This is a genomic window from Candidatus Limimorpha sp. (assembly GCF_056203535.1).
This window is the reverse complement of sequence record NZ_JBADWU010000064.1, coordinates 1-14,272: the sequence shown is the minus strand read 5'-3', so window position 1 is coordinate 14,272 and position 14,272 is coordinate 1. Positions and strand designations below refer to the sequence as shown.

The window sequence follows — 14,272 nt, the reverse complement described above, 5'->3', positions numbered from 1 at the left end:
CGTCAATTCATAAAAATGTCGTAAAATTGCGTCCGATTTTATGCGCTTAGAAAAAATTTCATTTCAGGCGCAATATTGACAGACAAAACGAGTTATTAAAGGAACAAATTTTATCAACGATGTATAAAAAATCAGGATTCAAAGCATTAGCAATTATTGTTTTAGGAGGTCTTCTTATGACTTCTTGCTCAAAGAAAGCATCCAGAACCACAGGTTGGGCTTACAACGACGCCAACAACGGTGGTTTTGAAGTCGCAGAAATCAACGACCAGCAAATCGGTCCCGGCTTGATAGCCATTGAAGGCGGCACCTTCGTCATGGGAGGCACCACCGACAATCTGACCCGCTCATGGGACAACGTTCCGCGCAAGGTCACAGTTCCATCATTCCTCATGGACCGCACTGAAGTCAGCAACGTTGACTATCAGGAATATATCTATTGGCTGAACCGCGTTTACGGTCAGAACTACCCACAAGTAGTGCGCAATGCCGCCCCAGATACATTGGTTTGGCGTGACCGTTTGTCATACAACGAACCAATGGTTGAAGTCTACTTCCGCCACCCGTCCTACAACGACTATCCTGTTGTAGGTGTTTCATGGGTTCAGGCCAACGACTACTGCTCATGGCGTACCGACCGCGTCAACGAGTTGATGCTCGTCGAAGCCGGTATCCTCGATTGGGATCCATCACAGCAGGATGAAGAAAACTTCAACACCGACGCTTACCTTGCAGGTCAATACACCGGCAAGGTGAAGAATGGCAAGAAAGACCTCTCCAAGGGCGATGGCGACGGTTTGCGCAACGTCCGCATGGAAGACGGTATCCTCCTTCCATCCTATCGTCTCCCCACGGAAGCCGAATGGGAATATGCCGCTGTAGGTCTGGTTGGCAATACCTCTAACGAAATCGTTGCCGAACGCAAGGTTTATCCTTGGAACGGCGATGGTCTCCGCACCGATAGCAAGAAATACTATGGCAGCTTCATGGCAAACTTCAAGAGAGGCCCTGGTGACTACATGGGTGTTGCCGGCAACCTGAACGATGGTGCCGCCCTGCCAGCTCCTGTCGGCTCCTACTGGCCAAACGATTACGGCCTGTACAACATGGCCGGTAACGTTTCCGAATGGTGCCAAGACGTCTATCGTCCACTGTCATTTGAAGATGTAGCCGACTACAGCCCATTCCGTGGTAACGTGTTCACACAGAAAGCTGTTGACGAAAACGGTTTCCTCGTTCAGAAAGACTCCCTCGGCCGTATCCGCAGAGAACCTATCTCACAGGAAGAAGCTTCAAAACGTCAGAACTACCGCACCAGCTTCAACTCCAACTACGACGATGGTGACTACATGTCAGCTATCCGCAACAAGTGGAGCGATGCTCAGGAAGACCAGAGCGTGTTCACAAAAGAAATGTACGAAACCGCTACCAACGACACTCCTGGTACCACGCTCATCAGCGACGAATCACGCGTCTACAAAGGTGGTTCATGGGCCGATGGTCCTTACTACCTAAGCCCAGGCACACGCCGCTACCTCAATCAGAACCAGTCAGCCGCCACAATCGGTTTCCGCTGTGCCATGAACAAGGTTGGCAGTTCATTTGCAAAATGATGCTTTGAAATAGATTTTGTTAATATTATGTGGAAAAAGCCGCTTGGGGATTCTCAAGCGGCTTTTTTTCATTTGTGAAATAACAGAAAATCTATTCGTCAGCGACAATCAGGTCCTTGATGCTTTCGACAATATAATGCACATCATCATCCGTAACGCAAGGACCCGACGGCAAGCAAAGACCAACTTTGAAAAGTCCTTCGCTGACACCATTGAGATATGCCGGACAATCCTGATAGACAGGTTGTTTGTGCATAGGCTTCCAAAGCGGTCGCGCCTCAACGCCAAGGGCATCAAGCCCCATACGCATGGCTTCGACATTAGCGTTTGGTTCACATTCCGTGTGCAAGTTCTCGCTTTGATGCACCACACCTGCAGCCCCACCCACAGCGCCTTGAATGGCAGCCTGATAAGCACGCTCCTGCCCCTTCACCTTCAATGATGGGTCAAGAGTGATGGTGCAGAGCCAAAAATTGGATTTGGCTTCACCTTGTGACCAAGCCGGTTCTTCATGGATTGTTACGCCTTCAACATCTTTCAGTAATTCCCTATACAATCTCTGAATGCACCTATGATGGTCTATGTGTTGTTCGGCTACCGTCATCTGGCCACGGCCTATGCCGGCACAAATGTTACTCATGCGATAATTATACCCAATGGCCTCATGTTGATAATATGGATAGGCTTCACGGGCTTGTGTGGCATACCACATAATCTTGTTCTTAGCCTCGGCATCAGGGCAAATGAGAGCACCTCCACCCGATGTTGTAATCATCTTATTGCCATTGAAAGAGAGAACACCATATTTTCCAAAAGTGCCCAGCACTTGTCCGTTGTATTTCGACCCAAAGCCTTCGGCGGCATCTTCGATGACAGGAATATCGTAGCGTTCAGAGATTTCCATGATTTCATCGATGCGGTATGGCATTCCATAAAGTGCCACAGGAATAATGGCTTTCGGCTTACGTCCCGTCTTGGCAATGCGATCCTTGATGGCTTCTTCCAGTAAAACAGGATCCATGTTCCATGAATCAGGTTCGCTGTCAATAAAGACTGGAGTTGCGCCAAGATATTTGATAGGATGCGATGAAGCACAGAAAGTGAAACTCTGCACGCAGACTTCGTCGCCAGGACCTACGCCACAGGCGATGAGAGCCAGATGCACCGCAGCCGTGCCAGCCGACAAAGCCACCACTTCCTTGTCTTGTCCGACAAAAACCTTCAAGTCCTGCTCAAAGGCATTGACATTCGGCCCCAGAGGCACCACCCAGTTGGTGTCGAAAGCCTCCTTGATATACTTCTGTTCGATTCCATCTTCACTCATGTGAGCGAGACATAAATAGATGCGTTTAGACATATTTTGACTATTTGACTGTTTTGACTTTTAGACTATTTGACCTTTGGACTTTTGGACCTTTGACCTTTTGAGCCTTTTGAACTATTGGACTTTTGACCTTCTGACCTTTGACCTTCTGACCTTTGACCTTTTGACCTATTGGACTTTTGACCTTTTGACCTTTTGAACCTTTAGACTATTTGACCTTTTGGAATATTTGACTCAGAAATCGAAACAGGGAGCAGCTCTTTTCTAAAGTTCTTCTCTCAAAATCTCCTCCGAATAGACCTTGCAAATTTCATGAGCATCTTGGAAATCAAAATACTCAGGATCAAAGTCCTCGTCAATATAAGAATCGAAGAATTCCTTTTCGTATTCTTCATCAAAAGACTTGTCGCCATAGAAGTGAGCACAGAGGGCTTCATAACCCCAAATGCCGCCACAATCCTCGATAGGGCAAGCCCGTCGGCCATCGATGAGCCGCACGGCATGGGCTTCATTTTGCTGATAATCCGCAATGGACGATAGTTTCACTTCATGCTGCCAGCCATCGCCGAAATCGTACTCAAACATGATGGATTTACCTTTATCAGACAGCACATCACCGACAGTATATTCCTCACTTTTGAAATTTTTCTCACTATCTGAAAAATAATCCCATCCTTTATCCTTGCCCTGCCATTCAGGAGAATAATACCTATCATAGACCCTAAACTGCTGCAAATGATAGCCGAACCATCCCATGAGGTCAATAATCAGTTCGCCCAGATTACGCAAGGTGATGTTTGAAGGCACCTCGAACTTGCGGAATATGGCAGGTTTCAAGCCTTTCAGCGTGACACGCAATGTGTATTTCTTCACATTGTCGCGGGGCAAGGTCTTCGGAAAGGGATCATTAAAATCACTATCTACGGATGATTCAAAATCATCATTTTCCGCATAGTCCTCTCCTGTTTGCATTGCATGGACGGCCTGTTTCAATATAGGCTCAAGAATCATAGCATACAGTTCATCCTTTTCTTCAGGCGTAAGGTTTTCTATCAGCCGCAGTATTTCCTGAATCTTTTCGTTGGGCTGATTTTCATTCATATTGATAATCATAAGAAGTTTGGAGTTGAAAATTTACATTATTTCCCTTTATTGTGTTTCACGACCTGACCACTACTAACCTTTTGTGATGACATTCCAGCAGAAAACCACATTCCCGATTAAATACCGCTTCCACAACCTTTTAGGTTCGCTGCATAAGCGGGAAAACCATTCGAGGCCGCTCCTCTGCATCCAGACGGGGGCGCGTTTAGTTGTTCCGGCAAAGAAATCAAAAACGGCACCGATAGTTCCGCAATGGCAATTAATCCTTAAACTATTCCAATGAGAATATGCCCATTTTTCCTGTTTTGGAGCTGTCATGCCAATCCATAACAAATCAGGATTGGACTGATTGATATAAGATATAATCTTATTACTTGATTCTTCCGAAATACATTTTTCGAAAGGTGGTGAATACGTGTCAATTGCAATATTCGGATAGTCTTTTTCCGCTTGTCTTGTGATGAGTGAAAGCGTGTTTTCCGTTGAGCCGACAAAAAGGCATTTGCCACCTTTTGAATTCAGTTTTTCCATTTCGTAAGAAAAAAGATCCCATCCCGAGCATCTTTCGGCTGGAGCCTCTTTCTTGTTCCAGAATTTGCAAGCCCAAACTATGCTTTGCCCGTCAGGGATAAGGATGTCTCCATTGGTGAGTGCCTCGGCAAAAACACCGTCCGTCTGAGCCGTATTGAAACTATGGGCATTTATCGTGTTGATAAGGATTTTTCCTTGAGGGATATCCTTCAGTCCGTTTTTGTCTTTGAGCAAATGTAAGTCTCGTATGCGTAACATTTTTCAATATGCCTGTTTATCATTAGAAAGTATTTGCAGTACGGTTTTAATGATAATCCTGATGTCGAGAATGACGGACCAATTCTCGATGTACCATATATCGTGTTTCACTCTTTCCGCCATTTCTTCCACGGTTTTCGTCTCACCTCGGCATCCGTTGATCTGAGCCCAGCCGGTAATGCCGGGGACACACTGATGTCGGACCATATATTCCGATATAAGTTCGGAATACATTTTTGTCTGAACCTCCATGTGGGGGCGAGGCCCTACAACCGACATCTCACCTTTGAATACGTTGATGAATTGCGGAAGTTCATCAAGGGATGTCCTTCGAAGGAAATCTCCGAACTTGGTCTTTCTCGGATCATTTTTGGAAGCTTGTATCTTGTCCGCATCGAGATTCACCTTCATCGACCTGAATTTCAAGCAAGTAAACGGTTTTCCGTTATATCCGGTACGTGTCTGTTTGAACAGCACCGGCCCAGGCGACGTTATTTTTATTATGATTGCGAGAATCAGCCATACAATCGGGAACAACGTAATCAAGAACGTAGCGGAAACAATAATGTCAAAGCATCTTTTAATGAACCTGTTATACGGATTACTAAGCGGCTCGTCCCTGAGATTGACCAGATTCACATCACCATAACGGAAAAACGTCATTTTCCGTTTCGGATAGCCTTCCATGTTGGGAACATAATAGAACCTGACGAATCCGTCTTCGCAAGTTTTGGCTATCCGGTCAATCCTTTCCTTCTCCATTGCAGGGTTCAGCGAACAATAGACTTCCGTTACGTCATGGTTTTTGAGATAATCGCAAACATCCGACAGCGAACCAAGGTATGCTACTCCATTAGGGATGTTTTCTTTCAACGTGGTTGTAAAGAACCCCTTCACCGCATAACTGAAAATGCTGAATTCAGAAATAATCTGGGAATATAGTGTTACATTTGAGTTGTCGGCTCCAACAAACACAACCGAAATCGTTCTTGATTTTTTATGTCTCAGTCTTATTAATCCCGCGCGAATCGACAGATGGAAAGAAGGCATCAAAACAGAGCAGAAAACGGCACTCAACATAATCAGATGTCCCGGGAAAGTCCTGTATAATATATAGATGCTTATGCTGAAAAAGACATGAGCGAACACTATGATGATCAAAGAACGCATTACCGTATCAATATTGGATTTCAACTCCTTTGTTTTCATTCTGAATATAAATGAGGCGAGAATGTATGACATTATCAGCACGAACAAATGTCCGAATCTATCACGATAGAACCTGAAATCGCTGTCATAGTTGCGCCATCCGAAAGCAGGAACAATATAAATGGCAATGAAGGAGAATACGGCAATAAGCGTGATGATGTCACATACATACATCATCCATTTGACATTACGGCCCTTAAAATCGCTTACTTTTTCCATTTTTCAAAATCAAATTAGGAACGTTTGGTAATTCTGATAAGTATTTGTTCAAAATTAAACTACATGATAAATGGACACGGGATTTCGAGGCTGCGAGACTTCGAGATATATCGTATTCCCGTATTCCCGCGACCTCGCGTTCTCGTGTTTAATATGTAAACTAATTTTGTCATCTACTTACGCAAAGAGAACGGACACTTAACGTTTGGATTTCAACCGACACGTATGGTCAGGATACTTGAAAAACAACGAAGCCAAATTGTGGTTGCTGGCATTCATCAATCTTTCCTTACGTTTCAAAACACCGTCATTTCCAGAATAATAAAAGTAGGTTATTTTTCTATAACGCAGCATCCTCAGCAGTTGGTTGGCTATCTTGTTTTTGCCGAGCAAGCTCCACAGAAAAGGCGTTTTAAGCGGATGGTTTGCATCAAACGACTTCAGTATTTCGTCGCGATACTCCATGGCGCCGTTTCTTGAGAGGCTTGCGCTGCGCATTCTGAATGCAGCCAATGGGATATCAACCCTTGCAAGAGATGAAAGGCCTGCGAATCTGGTCCATAGTTCGAAATCGCCGGCGTACCTATATGAAATATCGATTCCGCCGCACCTTTCGTATAATTCTTTTCTCCAAAACATGCTCTCCTGTTGCAGATAGCCTAACAAGCCATACCTGCACCAGCCGTTTGATATGTCTTCCCGAGACCTTCCTGAGCATTTAGGGAAAGCCTTGGTTTTCTCTCCGTTCTCACTCAGAAAGCAATACTTTCCACCAATCCACGCAATATCGCTGTTGTTTTCAAAAATGTCGTTCACAACCCTGAAAGTATGATTGAAATATATATCATCTGCATTAAGCCATGCTAAAACATCTCCCGTTGCGAGAGAAAAGCCCTTCGACAGAGCATCATACATTCCGTCATCCGCCTCACTGACATAATAAGCCAGTTTGTCTTCATACTTTTCTATGATTTCCTGAGTCCCATCTGTTGATCCTCCATCAATGATGATATACTCAAGGTTTGAATAACCCTGTGAAAGAACCGACTTTATCGTCTGTTCTATAAACGAAACCATGTTGAAACACACGGTTACTATTGATATTTTTAAAGCCATGATTATTGATAGTTTAGGGTTAAGTGTTTAGAGTTTAGAGAAAGATGCGTTTATTTAACACTAAACTTTTACTTTAAACTATTTTCCCACTCTTTCACAATTTTTTCCTTTCCAAGTTTATTCCAAATTTCAAGCGCGGCCTGTTGCATGTCACGCCTTTGTTCCTTGTTTTCAATAAGATAACGAATACAATTTGCCATTTGTCCTACATCTCCGTAATCGACCAGCAATCCATTCTGGCCGTCTTGAATCAGATATTCCGAGGCTCCACTATTGAATTTTGTGCTAATGCAAGCCAATCCCATAGCCATTGCCTCTATCAAGGCGTTTGGCATTCCCTCCGATTTTGAGCCCAGCACAAAAATCTCCGAACTGCAAATCGCTTGCGGAACATTATCTGAATAGCCGTCTAAAAAAACTCTTGAATCAAGGTGTAAATCGTTGATTTGCTGTTGCAATTTTCCTTTCAAAGGGCCGTCTCCATATATATGCAAAACGTAGTCGTTTCCCTCGCAGGCCTTGGAAAAGCTGTCTATCAAAAAATCAAAGCCCTTGCCATCGGCAAGCCTTCCGACCGAAGAAACGACATGTCTTTTTTCAATAGTATAAGAAGATTTGCAATATTCAATCATTATTGGATTTGGAATCACGACGCTTTTTTGCCTGATGTATCTTGGCATCGTTTCCCTTACACGCTCCGTTTGAAAGACAACTTTTTTACTACAGCCAAGCCAAAACGACTGAATCATTTTTCTAAGTATGTTTTTAGCATAAAATTGACAATCAACGCATAAGAACGACAGTATTGGCGTTTTTGTCAACAAGGCCGCAGCCAAGACAAAATCTTGTGGATAAAACATCAGGAACCAATCAAGTCGTTTTCTCCTGATGTTTTGCCTGATGATTTTGTAACGCGTTATTTTATTGGAGTCTTTTTTGAACAATATTATTGTAAAAGGCAACTTTATGTTTTTTATTGCCTCGTCGGCGGTGAAAATCACGATTTCATGGCCTTTGCCTGCAAGTTCTTTGCATAGGAAAATCAGTCGCTTTTCGCCTCCACCGAATTGTACTTTATATAGATACGTGCCTATTCTCATAGCAATTCACTGTCTAATAATTTGATTATCTTATTGTATGCTACTTCATTTGAATGGTTGGCTTCAAAATACGCTTTTATATTAGTTTTCATAAGATTGTACAATTGCTTGTCGGACAACAAGTTATCCACTTTTTGGATTAAATCTTCCAGAGTTTCCACATAAATGCCTATTCCTTTTTCGGTCAATATTTTATTTGGATTCACCGTAGAGACAACAGGAATTGAATTTGCCCAAGCCTGTAAAAATGTGTTTGGGAAGCCTTCAAATTCCGATGTACAAACCAACAATTTACTGTTGCTCAATAAGTTATCTACATAATTAAAAGGCTTTGCGCCAATGAAGTCTATATTAGGTATTTTATTTGCCTCTTGTTCAATATAATCATAATACTTTGGGTCGTTGGGGCCGCCAACCATGGCGAAAGAACGCGCCGGCAAGGAGTTTGCCAAGCCAAGCAGCCATTCTGCACGTTTCAAAGGCCGCAAATTTGCAATCCACAGCACGTCGTATCCTTTTTCACGCGATTTGCTGCGACTTGTCGGCAGCCAAATGTTGGGTACGACAATGCTTTTCCTGCAATAATTGAAAAAAAGACTGTCGTGTTGAATTTCGTTTTGCGTAACAAAATAGTCGATGTATCTTATTGATTTTCTGAAAATAATTGTGTTTTTACGACTACCTGCTATCTGTTCTTTCCCTGGGATAAAACCAACGTCGCTGGCGCCGAAAAACACTGTTTTTATGGATAAAAGTTTGCATAGTATCGCCACAAAGAAATTCTCCCTTCGCGCCCCACGCAACACGACCAGATTGGGGTGTATAAAGCCAAGTTTAAGACAGCCCAAAAGTTCCGTTACCAATTGCAAATGAAGCGTATGCAGAATTCTTGGCTGCCTTAGTTTTACAAATCTGACACTATCGTCAGAAAGCCGAATGCCTTTTTCCGAAAAGCTATACACCTTCCATCCGTGACTTGCGAACGTCTTGGCCCAAAACCACATCTGAACCTGAATGCCAGCAACTTTCGGCAAGCCGCACACGATGTCATCAATCCCCGTACAATACAGGAAAACATTCTGCTTTCTCATTACTTTATCAGATTTTCCACCACCCAGCCGCAGAAATCAAAATCGCTGCCTGCGTGCCATAGCATATCAGAAGTCCAGTAGCCGTCAAACTTACCATACCATGTAACAGGAAAACCATAACTGATTTCCACCAACAAGGGATTATTGCTTCCATCAAACAGGAAATCGAATGAGACACTCTGTGCCTGTAGTTTTTCAGCTGCATCAAACGCTATTATCACGCATCTTTCATCAATTTGTCCCTTGTCGAAAACCGATTTTCCACTTCCCGATGCCCTAAAATCATTCTTTCTTGTCATGCGCTTCACGGCAAAAGCCTTTCCTCCAACCACGCACACTCGAATGTCGTAAGGGTTGTCGGGAATGAAATCCTGAAAATAAGCGTATCCGATTTCCTTTCCATGATAATGGTCAAAATCTGTGGGGAATTTTTTGAAAGCATAATACAAAGTACGCAACACATCATGGAATGTGCTCATACCCAATGTGTACCGTCGCCATTCTTCTATAAACTTTTCTTGCCAGCGATACTGCCGGAAACCTTTTCCAAAAGATTTTTTTATGAGACGGATAGCTTCCGCTTTTGTCCGGGCCAGCATTACGTTGCTGGATCCGGCACCTCCTTTCAGTTTGAACACCTTGGGGAATGTGGTAGTGTCTGCCCATTCCAAGGCTTCCTCTTTCGAATAAAACACATACGAAGGCACCATAGGAGCATCTACAGACTCCAACAAATACATCTGCGCCACCTTGTCATCAAAATGCCAGCAGGTATGAGAATCGGGGAAACACCTTATGCCTTTTGTCTCCAACGACAAGATAAGGCTTTTGGCGAATTGCATGTCACGATAGTCTCCATGATGGAAATGCCACATGAAGGCATTACAATCCGACACTTGCGCAACAATATCATTGGCATAAGGATTGACCAATTTGAAATCAATCTCGTTTTTCTCACAATACTCAATCCAGCGGTCGCTGAACGAGTCCTTCCGAGGACAAATTGCTATTTTCATAATAATTGATATTTGAGCAACCAATCATCACGCCATAAATAGACATGATGTAATTCATATCATACGTCCAAGAAGTAAAATCGATGAACAAGACGGCAAGCAACCCGAAACACAGCAATATGGAAAAATTCCTATCGTAGGCACGGATTCTTTTGCGCCCACGAAACACGGAGATATAGAACAGCAATAAAAGGATGAAACCGACAAGCCCGTTTTCACACAATTGCACCATGTATTCGGTATGAAGCCGATAATCGGTTTCTGTGTATGTCATGTAATTGCCTATTCCTATGCCGAAAACCGGATGCTCACGGAACACTTCAAATCCTCCCACATATTGGATTGCCCTATCGCCCAATGCTATCATCAGAAAATCATTCAGTTTTTCGTTCTTCACCATTTGCACGGGTATATAATCTTCATTGCTTACGATACGCTCTCCAATCAAGGTGTTATCCAAAACGTAGTTGATGGCTATATAAAAAAACGCAAAGGCACAGAGCATTTTAATGAATAAAACCCAAAGCCCTTCCCTGTTTCTTGCCAGCAAAACGCCAAACAGCAGGATGACAATGGCCCCCATTGCCTTTCGGGTGGCGGCAATTATGACAACAAACAGGCAGAAGGCCACCACTAACAAAAGCGAAAGCAACCTTACCCTTTTCCAGACAAAAAGAACAGCAACCATAAAGACACAGGCAACGGCCGTTAGCGGCAACATATTTCCCATTTCCGACATGACTCTATCAAATGGAGAACCCGACAAATGGAAAGCACCAAAAAAAAGAAACACCAAATAGGCCACCAGCATTACAGCCACACAAGAATCGCAATTGTCTTGGATTTCCAAAGTCACGATTAACAAGAAAACCAACGGATTCGTGAAGTTGACAGGGAAAAAGCCAAACGCTCCATACTCGGACACATAACCTTGAAGCAGACTGTTCACCAAGGCATACAGCACCAACACACACCATATCCTGACACTTTTCGTATGCCTGAACAAAAACAGAATCCGATTGAAATTCAGCAGGAAAGCGACAACCGACAGCAACATGATTGTCCTTCCCGCAGCATCAACATGCAACACATACAATTGAAATGGCTGCCAAATGATGCAAAATGCGATGAAAAAAATGTTGAAATAATGGATGAGATTGATTTTCATTTTTAGCATTTCTCTTATTCAAATTCATGGGATAAACATCAACGTTTCCGTTTTGCGACATTCAGTGCAATTCGTAACAATGAATTGACAACATTTCTTTCCTTAGGGAACAGGAAGTATAGCGACAAGAAATAAACACATACGCAAACCGCCACCCAGACAAAAGAGATAACAATGCTACCATTAAGCATCAACAGCAAATACGCCACAATTGCCATTAAGATGGAACATATTGACTCTGGCAGAATATTCATCAACATCTTCCATGGCGATTGCTTTATCAGAACATACACTGCTATTAGATTCACCAGAGCCAATTCCAAGCGAACCAAGGAACGGGTGATATACAACGCCTTGAAGCCAAATCGCCCTGAGATGATAATGGCAGGTATCAGGACTACTAAATGCGATATTTGCACAATGACAGAGGCTCTCGGTTTGCCAATGGCGGGATAAACCGGCGAACAGAAACGGGCAAAAACCACCATCACAGCTTCCATCAGCCCCCACAAGCCCAGAAAATCGGCAGCTTCCATCCATTGGCTGCCCAACATGACATTTGTCAGCAAATCCCTAAACATAAAAATTCCCACGCCCAAAGGCAGCAACACCAGTCCCGTAGTCTTTTGAAATTTCAGCAGCATCCTGCGCATTTCAGGCAAATCGTTCTGCAGACGCGACAAAGACGGCATAATGACAGGCAGAACTATTGACGTGATTAAAGAGACTATTTGACCAACCATTAAAACGGATGTTCTATACAATCCCAAATAATAAACATTCAAAGCACGACTAATGATGAAAATATCGGCATAACATGTCGCCCACACTAAAACCGAATCCAGAAGGCTCCATCCACAGAATGGGAAAATCTCCTTCAGCAAGGAAAAACTGTAGAAACGTCTAGGTTTCCAGATGGATTTTACCGAAAGCAAAATGGCATTTGCCACATTCGATGCCAAAGTACCAATAACCAAAGCCCAGTAGTTTCTCAGCCAAAACGCCAAAGGGATGGTGACAAAGATTGGGATAAGAATCGAAACTAAACGTCGCCAAAACAGCGTCTTGAAATCGAAATTGCGCTTAAACAGAGCGGTCTGTATGCTACAGAAGCCCGTCAGCGGAATACCGGCACATGTAACAACCAACACCAATCCTAAACCAGGACTTCCCACCAACTCAGCCAAAGGATTTCTGAATAAAGCAATCAGTCCCCAAATAAAGAAACTCAGAAACAGATTGGACCAGAACGCCACATTCGTTGAGCGGTCTCTTTCTTCATCATCGGCAAATTCATGCTGGATCAGGTACCGTTGGAAACCAGCATCGGAAAAAATCTCGGCAAAAGAGATAATGACACTGAAAGTGGCCACCACACCGAAAGCTTCGGGCGTGAGCAACCTTGCCATCACCATAGAAGTAATTGGCGTGACAAGTTTTGCCATAATCTCCGTTATGGCCGACCACTTCGTGGCGGATACTATTTTCTTATTTAGATTATCTGACATGATATTATCCAATCAAAAACTTCCCCCACTTCGTATTCAGCAACAAAACAGAAAGCAGATACGACAAAGGCAATGTTATTGCAAATCCCAACCAAGGTAGCCAATAAGGGCCAACCAAGACAGGGAATGAAGTTTTGTAATATAAAATCTGCAAAATAAACTGCTGAAACAAGTAGATGCCAAAACAAGCTCCCGCAAGATGCCCGGACGGAGTTTCAGAATCGCCCTGTCCTCCCCTTCCAGTTTATCAGCATAGCCTGGCACATCGGGGCGAGGGCCTACGAAACTCATCTTGCCGATGAAGACATCCCAAAGCTGCGGCAATTCGTCGAGGTGGAGATGCCTTAAGGTCCTGCCTATGGGCGTGATGCGTTTTTGTTCCAAGGCAGCAATGGGCGACTCTTCTTGTTCGCCTTCCATGGTGCAGAACTTATGGCAACGGAAAAGGCGGCCATTGCGCCCCACACGCACCTGTGCATAAAACACCGGTCCACCCGTCTTGAATTTTATCATGATGGCTATGACAAGGTAGAGTCAACCGAGGCAAAGCAGCCCCAGCAGACTGATGATTCTATCGAAAAGCCATTTTGGCAACATTGTTTTTTCTTTTGGTTCTAGTTTAATAAAAGACTGATTTTTTATTGATTTCGTTGATGCCGTGTTTTTCACCATCTTTCTAAAGATTGTCCTGACTGAAGTGTTGAAAGCCTGTTCGAGGTGGGTGCGGCTGGTCGGGCAGGACGGCGGGGCAGCGCCCGCCAAAAGGCTGACTAAGGACTTGATTTTCATATATCTGCGTTTATGACATGATGTTTGAAAATCAAGTTCTTAGGCAGACTGTGCGTTGGGCCGATTGTCCTGCCCTTGACTTTTTGCAACTTTTGTGTCAAGACAAAAGTTGATAAAAATGAATTATTAGCGTTATTTGCATTATTTTTGTAGATGTTTGTAAATGTGATACTTATATCATTATTTCTATATCTTAGAAAAATCAGTCATATATTATACTACAGCC

At 43.5% G+C, this 14,272-nt stretch carries 13 protein-coding genes; 1 reads left to right on the top strand and 12 read right to left on the bottom strand.

Annotated elements, in window-relative coordinates; all coding sequences use genetic code 11:
- Nucleotides 1-119: 119 nt before the first annotated feature.
- Nucleotides 120-1,613 (top strand): SUMF1/EgtB/PvdO family nonheme iron enzyme, encoded by a 1,494-nt coding sequence (locus tag AC06MN_RS07800; protein WP_475671798.1) that lies wholly within the window; start codon nt 120-122, stop codon nt 1,611-1,613.
- A 91-nt stretch (nt 1,614-1,704) separates the two neighbouring features.
- Here the strand turns inward: AC06MN_RS07800 and AC06MN_RS07795 are convergent, their stop codons facing one another.
- The 12 genes from AC06MN_RS07795 to AC06MN_RS07740 all read right to left on the bottom strand — a co-directional run bounded on the left by AC06MN_RS07795 (nt 1,705) and on the right by AC06MN_RS07740 (nt 14,046).
- A complete protein-coding gene (locus AC06MN_RS07795) occupies nt 1,705-2,970 on the bottom strand; it encodes an aminotransferase class I/II-fold pyridoxal phosphate-dependent enzyme (RefSeq protein WP_475671797.1) in 1,266 nt (421 codons plus the stop codon).
- Nucleotides 2,971-3,201: 231 nt separating this feature from the next.
- Nucleotides 3,202-4,050 carry a plasmid pRiA4b ORF-3 family protein gene (locus AC06MN_RS07790; RefSeq protein WP_475671796.1) on the bottom strand — a complete coding sequence of 283 codons (849 nt, stop codon included), beginning with the start codon at nt 4,048-4,050 and terminating at the stop codon, nt 3,202-3,204.
- Nucleotides 4,051-4,113: 63 nt separating this feature from the next.
- Nucleotides 4,114-4,830 (bottom strand): WecB/TagA/CpsF family glycosyltransferase, encoded by a 717-nt coding sequence (locus AC06MN_RS07785; RefSeq protein WP_475671795.1) that lies wholly within the window; start codon nt 4,828-4,830, stop codon nt 4,114-4,116.
- A 3-nt stretch (nt 4,831-4,833) separates the two neighbouring features.
- A complete protein-coding gene (locus tag AC06MN_RS07780; protein WP_475671794.1) occupies nt 4,834-6,258 on the bottom strand; it encodes an undecaprenyl-phosphate glucose phosphotransferase in 1,425 nt (474 codons plus the stop codon).
- 198 nt (nt 6,259-6,456) lie between these two features.
- Nucleotides 6,457-7,374: a glycosyltransferase family 2 protein gene (locus tag AC06MN_RS07775; RefSeq protein WP_475671793.1), complete on the bottom strand. Its 918-nt coding sequence runs from the start codon at nt 7,372-7,374 to the stop codon at nt 6,457-6,459.
- A gap of 68 nt (nt 7,375-7,442) precedes the next feature.
- The gene (locus AC06MN_RS07770) at nt 7,443-8,474 is read right to left on the bottom strand and encodes a glycosyltransferase (protein ID WP_475671792.1); all 1,032 of its coding nucleotides are present in this window, start codon (nt 8,472-8,474) and stop codon (nt 7,443-7,445) included.
- Entirely contained in the window at nt 8,471-9,508 is a 1,038-nt protein-coding gene (locus tag AC06MN_RS07765; protein WP_475671791.1) for a glycosyltransferase family 4 protein, read from the bottom strand. The genes AC06MN_RS07770 and AC06MN_RS07765 overlap by 4 nt, the downstream gene beginning before the upstream one ends.
- Before the next feature lie 56 nt (nt 9,509-9,564).
- Nucleotides 9,565-10,581, bottom strand: a complete 1,017-nt coding sequence (locus AC06MN_RS07760) for an ATP-grasp domain-containing protein (protein ID WP_475671790.1) — start codon at nt 10,579-10,581, stop codon at nt 9,565-9,567.
- Complete coding sequence (locus AC06MN_RS07755) at nt 10,529-11,749, bottom strand: O-antigen ligase family protein (protein ID WP_475671789.1); 1,221 nt, start codon at nt 11,747-11,749, stop codon at nt 10,529-10,531. The genes AC06MN_RS07760 and AC06MN_RS07755 overlap by 53 nt, the downstream gene beginning before the upstream one ends.
- A gap of 38 nt (nt 11,750-11,787) precedes the next feature.
- Nucleotides 11,788-13,257, bottom strand: coding sequence for a lipopolysaccharide biosynthesis protein (locus AC06MN_RS07750; RefSeq protein ID WP_475671788.1), 1,470 nt, complete (start codon nt 13,255-13,257; stop codon nt 11,788-11,790).
- Nucleotides 13,258-13,332: 75 nt separating this feature from the next.
- The gene (locus tag AC06MN_RS07745; protein WP_475671821.1) at nt 13,333-13,779 is read right to left on the bottom strand and encodes a sugar transferase; all 447 of its coding nucleotides are present in this window, start codon (nt 13,777-13,779) and stop codon (nt 13,333-13,335) included.
- A gap of 12 nt (nt 13,780-13,791) precedes the next feature.
- On the bottom strand, nt 13,792-14,046 hold the full coding sequence (locus tag AC06MN_RS07740) for a hypothetical protein (protein ID WP_475671787.1): 255 nt from the start codon (nt 14,044-14,046) through the stop codon (nt 13,792-13,794).
- Nucleotides 14,047-14,272: the final 226 nt, after the last annotated feature.

Excerpts from the sequence above, each read along its gene's own strand:
- AC06MN_RS07800 (WP_475671798.1), top strand. The coding sequence starts at position 120 with ATGTATAAAAAATCAGGATTCAAAGCATTAGCAATTATTGTTTTAGGA.
- AC06MN_RS07795 (WP_475671797.1), bottom strand. The coding sequence starts at position 2,970 with ATGTCTAAACGCATCTATTTATGTCTCGCTCACATGAGTGAAGATGGA.
- AC06MN_RS07790 (WP_475671796.1), bottom strand. The coding sequence starts at position 4,050 with ATGATTATCAATATGAATGAAAATCAGCCCAACGAAAAGATTCAGGAA.
- AC06MN_RS07785 (WP_475671795.1), bottom strand. The coding sequence starts at position 4,830 with ATGTTACGCATACGAGACTTACATTTGCTCAAAGACAAAAACGGACTG.
- AC06MN_RS07780 (WP_475671794.1), bottom strand. The coding sequence starts at position 6,258 with ATGGAAAAAGTAAGCGATTTTAAGGGCCGTAATGTCAAATGGATGATG.
- AC06MN_RS07775 (WP_475671793.1), bottom strand. The coding sequence starts at position 7,374 with ATGGCTTTAAAAATATCAATAGTAACCGTGTGTTTCAACATGGTTTCG.
- AC06MN_RS07770 (WP_475671792.1), bottom strand. The coding sequence starts at position 8,474 with ATGAGAATAGGCACGTATCTATATAAAGTACAATTCGGTGGAGGCGAA.
- AC06MN_RS07760 (WP_475671790.1), bottom strand. The coding sequence starts at position 10,581 with ATGAAAATAGCAATTTGTCCTCGGAAGGACTCGTTCAGCGACCGCTGG.
- AC06MN_RS07755 (WP_475671789.1), bottom strand. The coding sequence starts at position 11,749 with ATGAAAATCAATCTCATCCATTATTTCAACATTTTTTTCATCGCATTT.
- AC06MN_RS07750 (WP_475671788.1), bottom strand. The coding sequence starts at position 13,257 with ATGTCAGATAATCTAAATAAGAAAATAGTATCCGCCACGAAGTGGTCG.
- AC06MN_RS07740 (WP_475671787.1), bottom strand. The coding sequence starts at position 14,046 with ATGAAAATCAAGTCCTTAGTCAGCCTTTTGGCGGGCGCTGCCCCGCCG.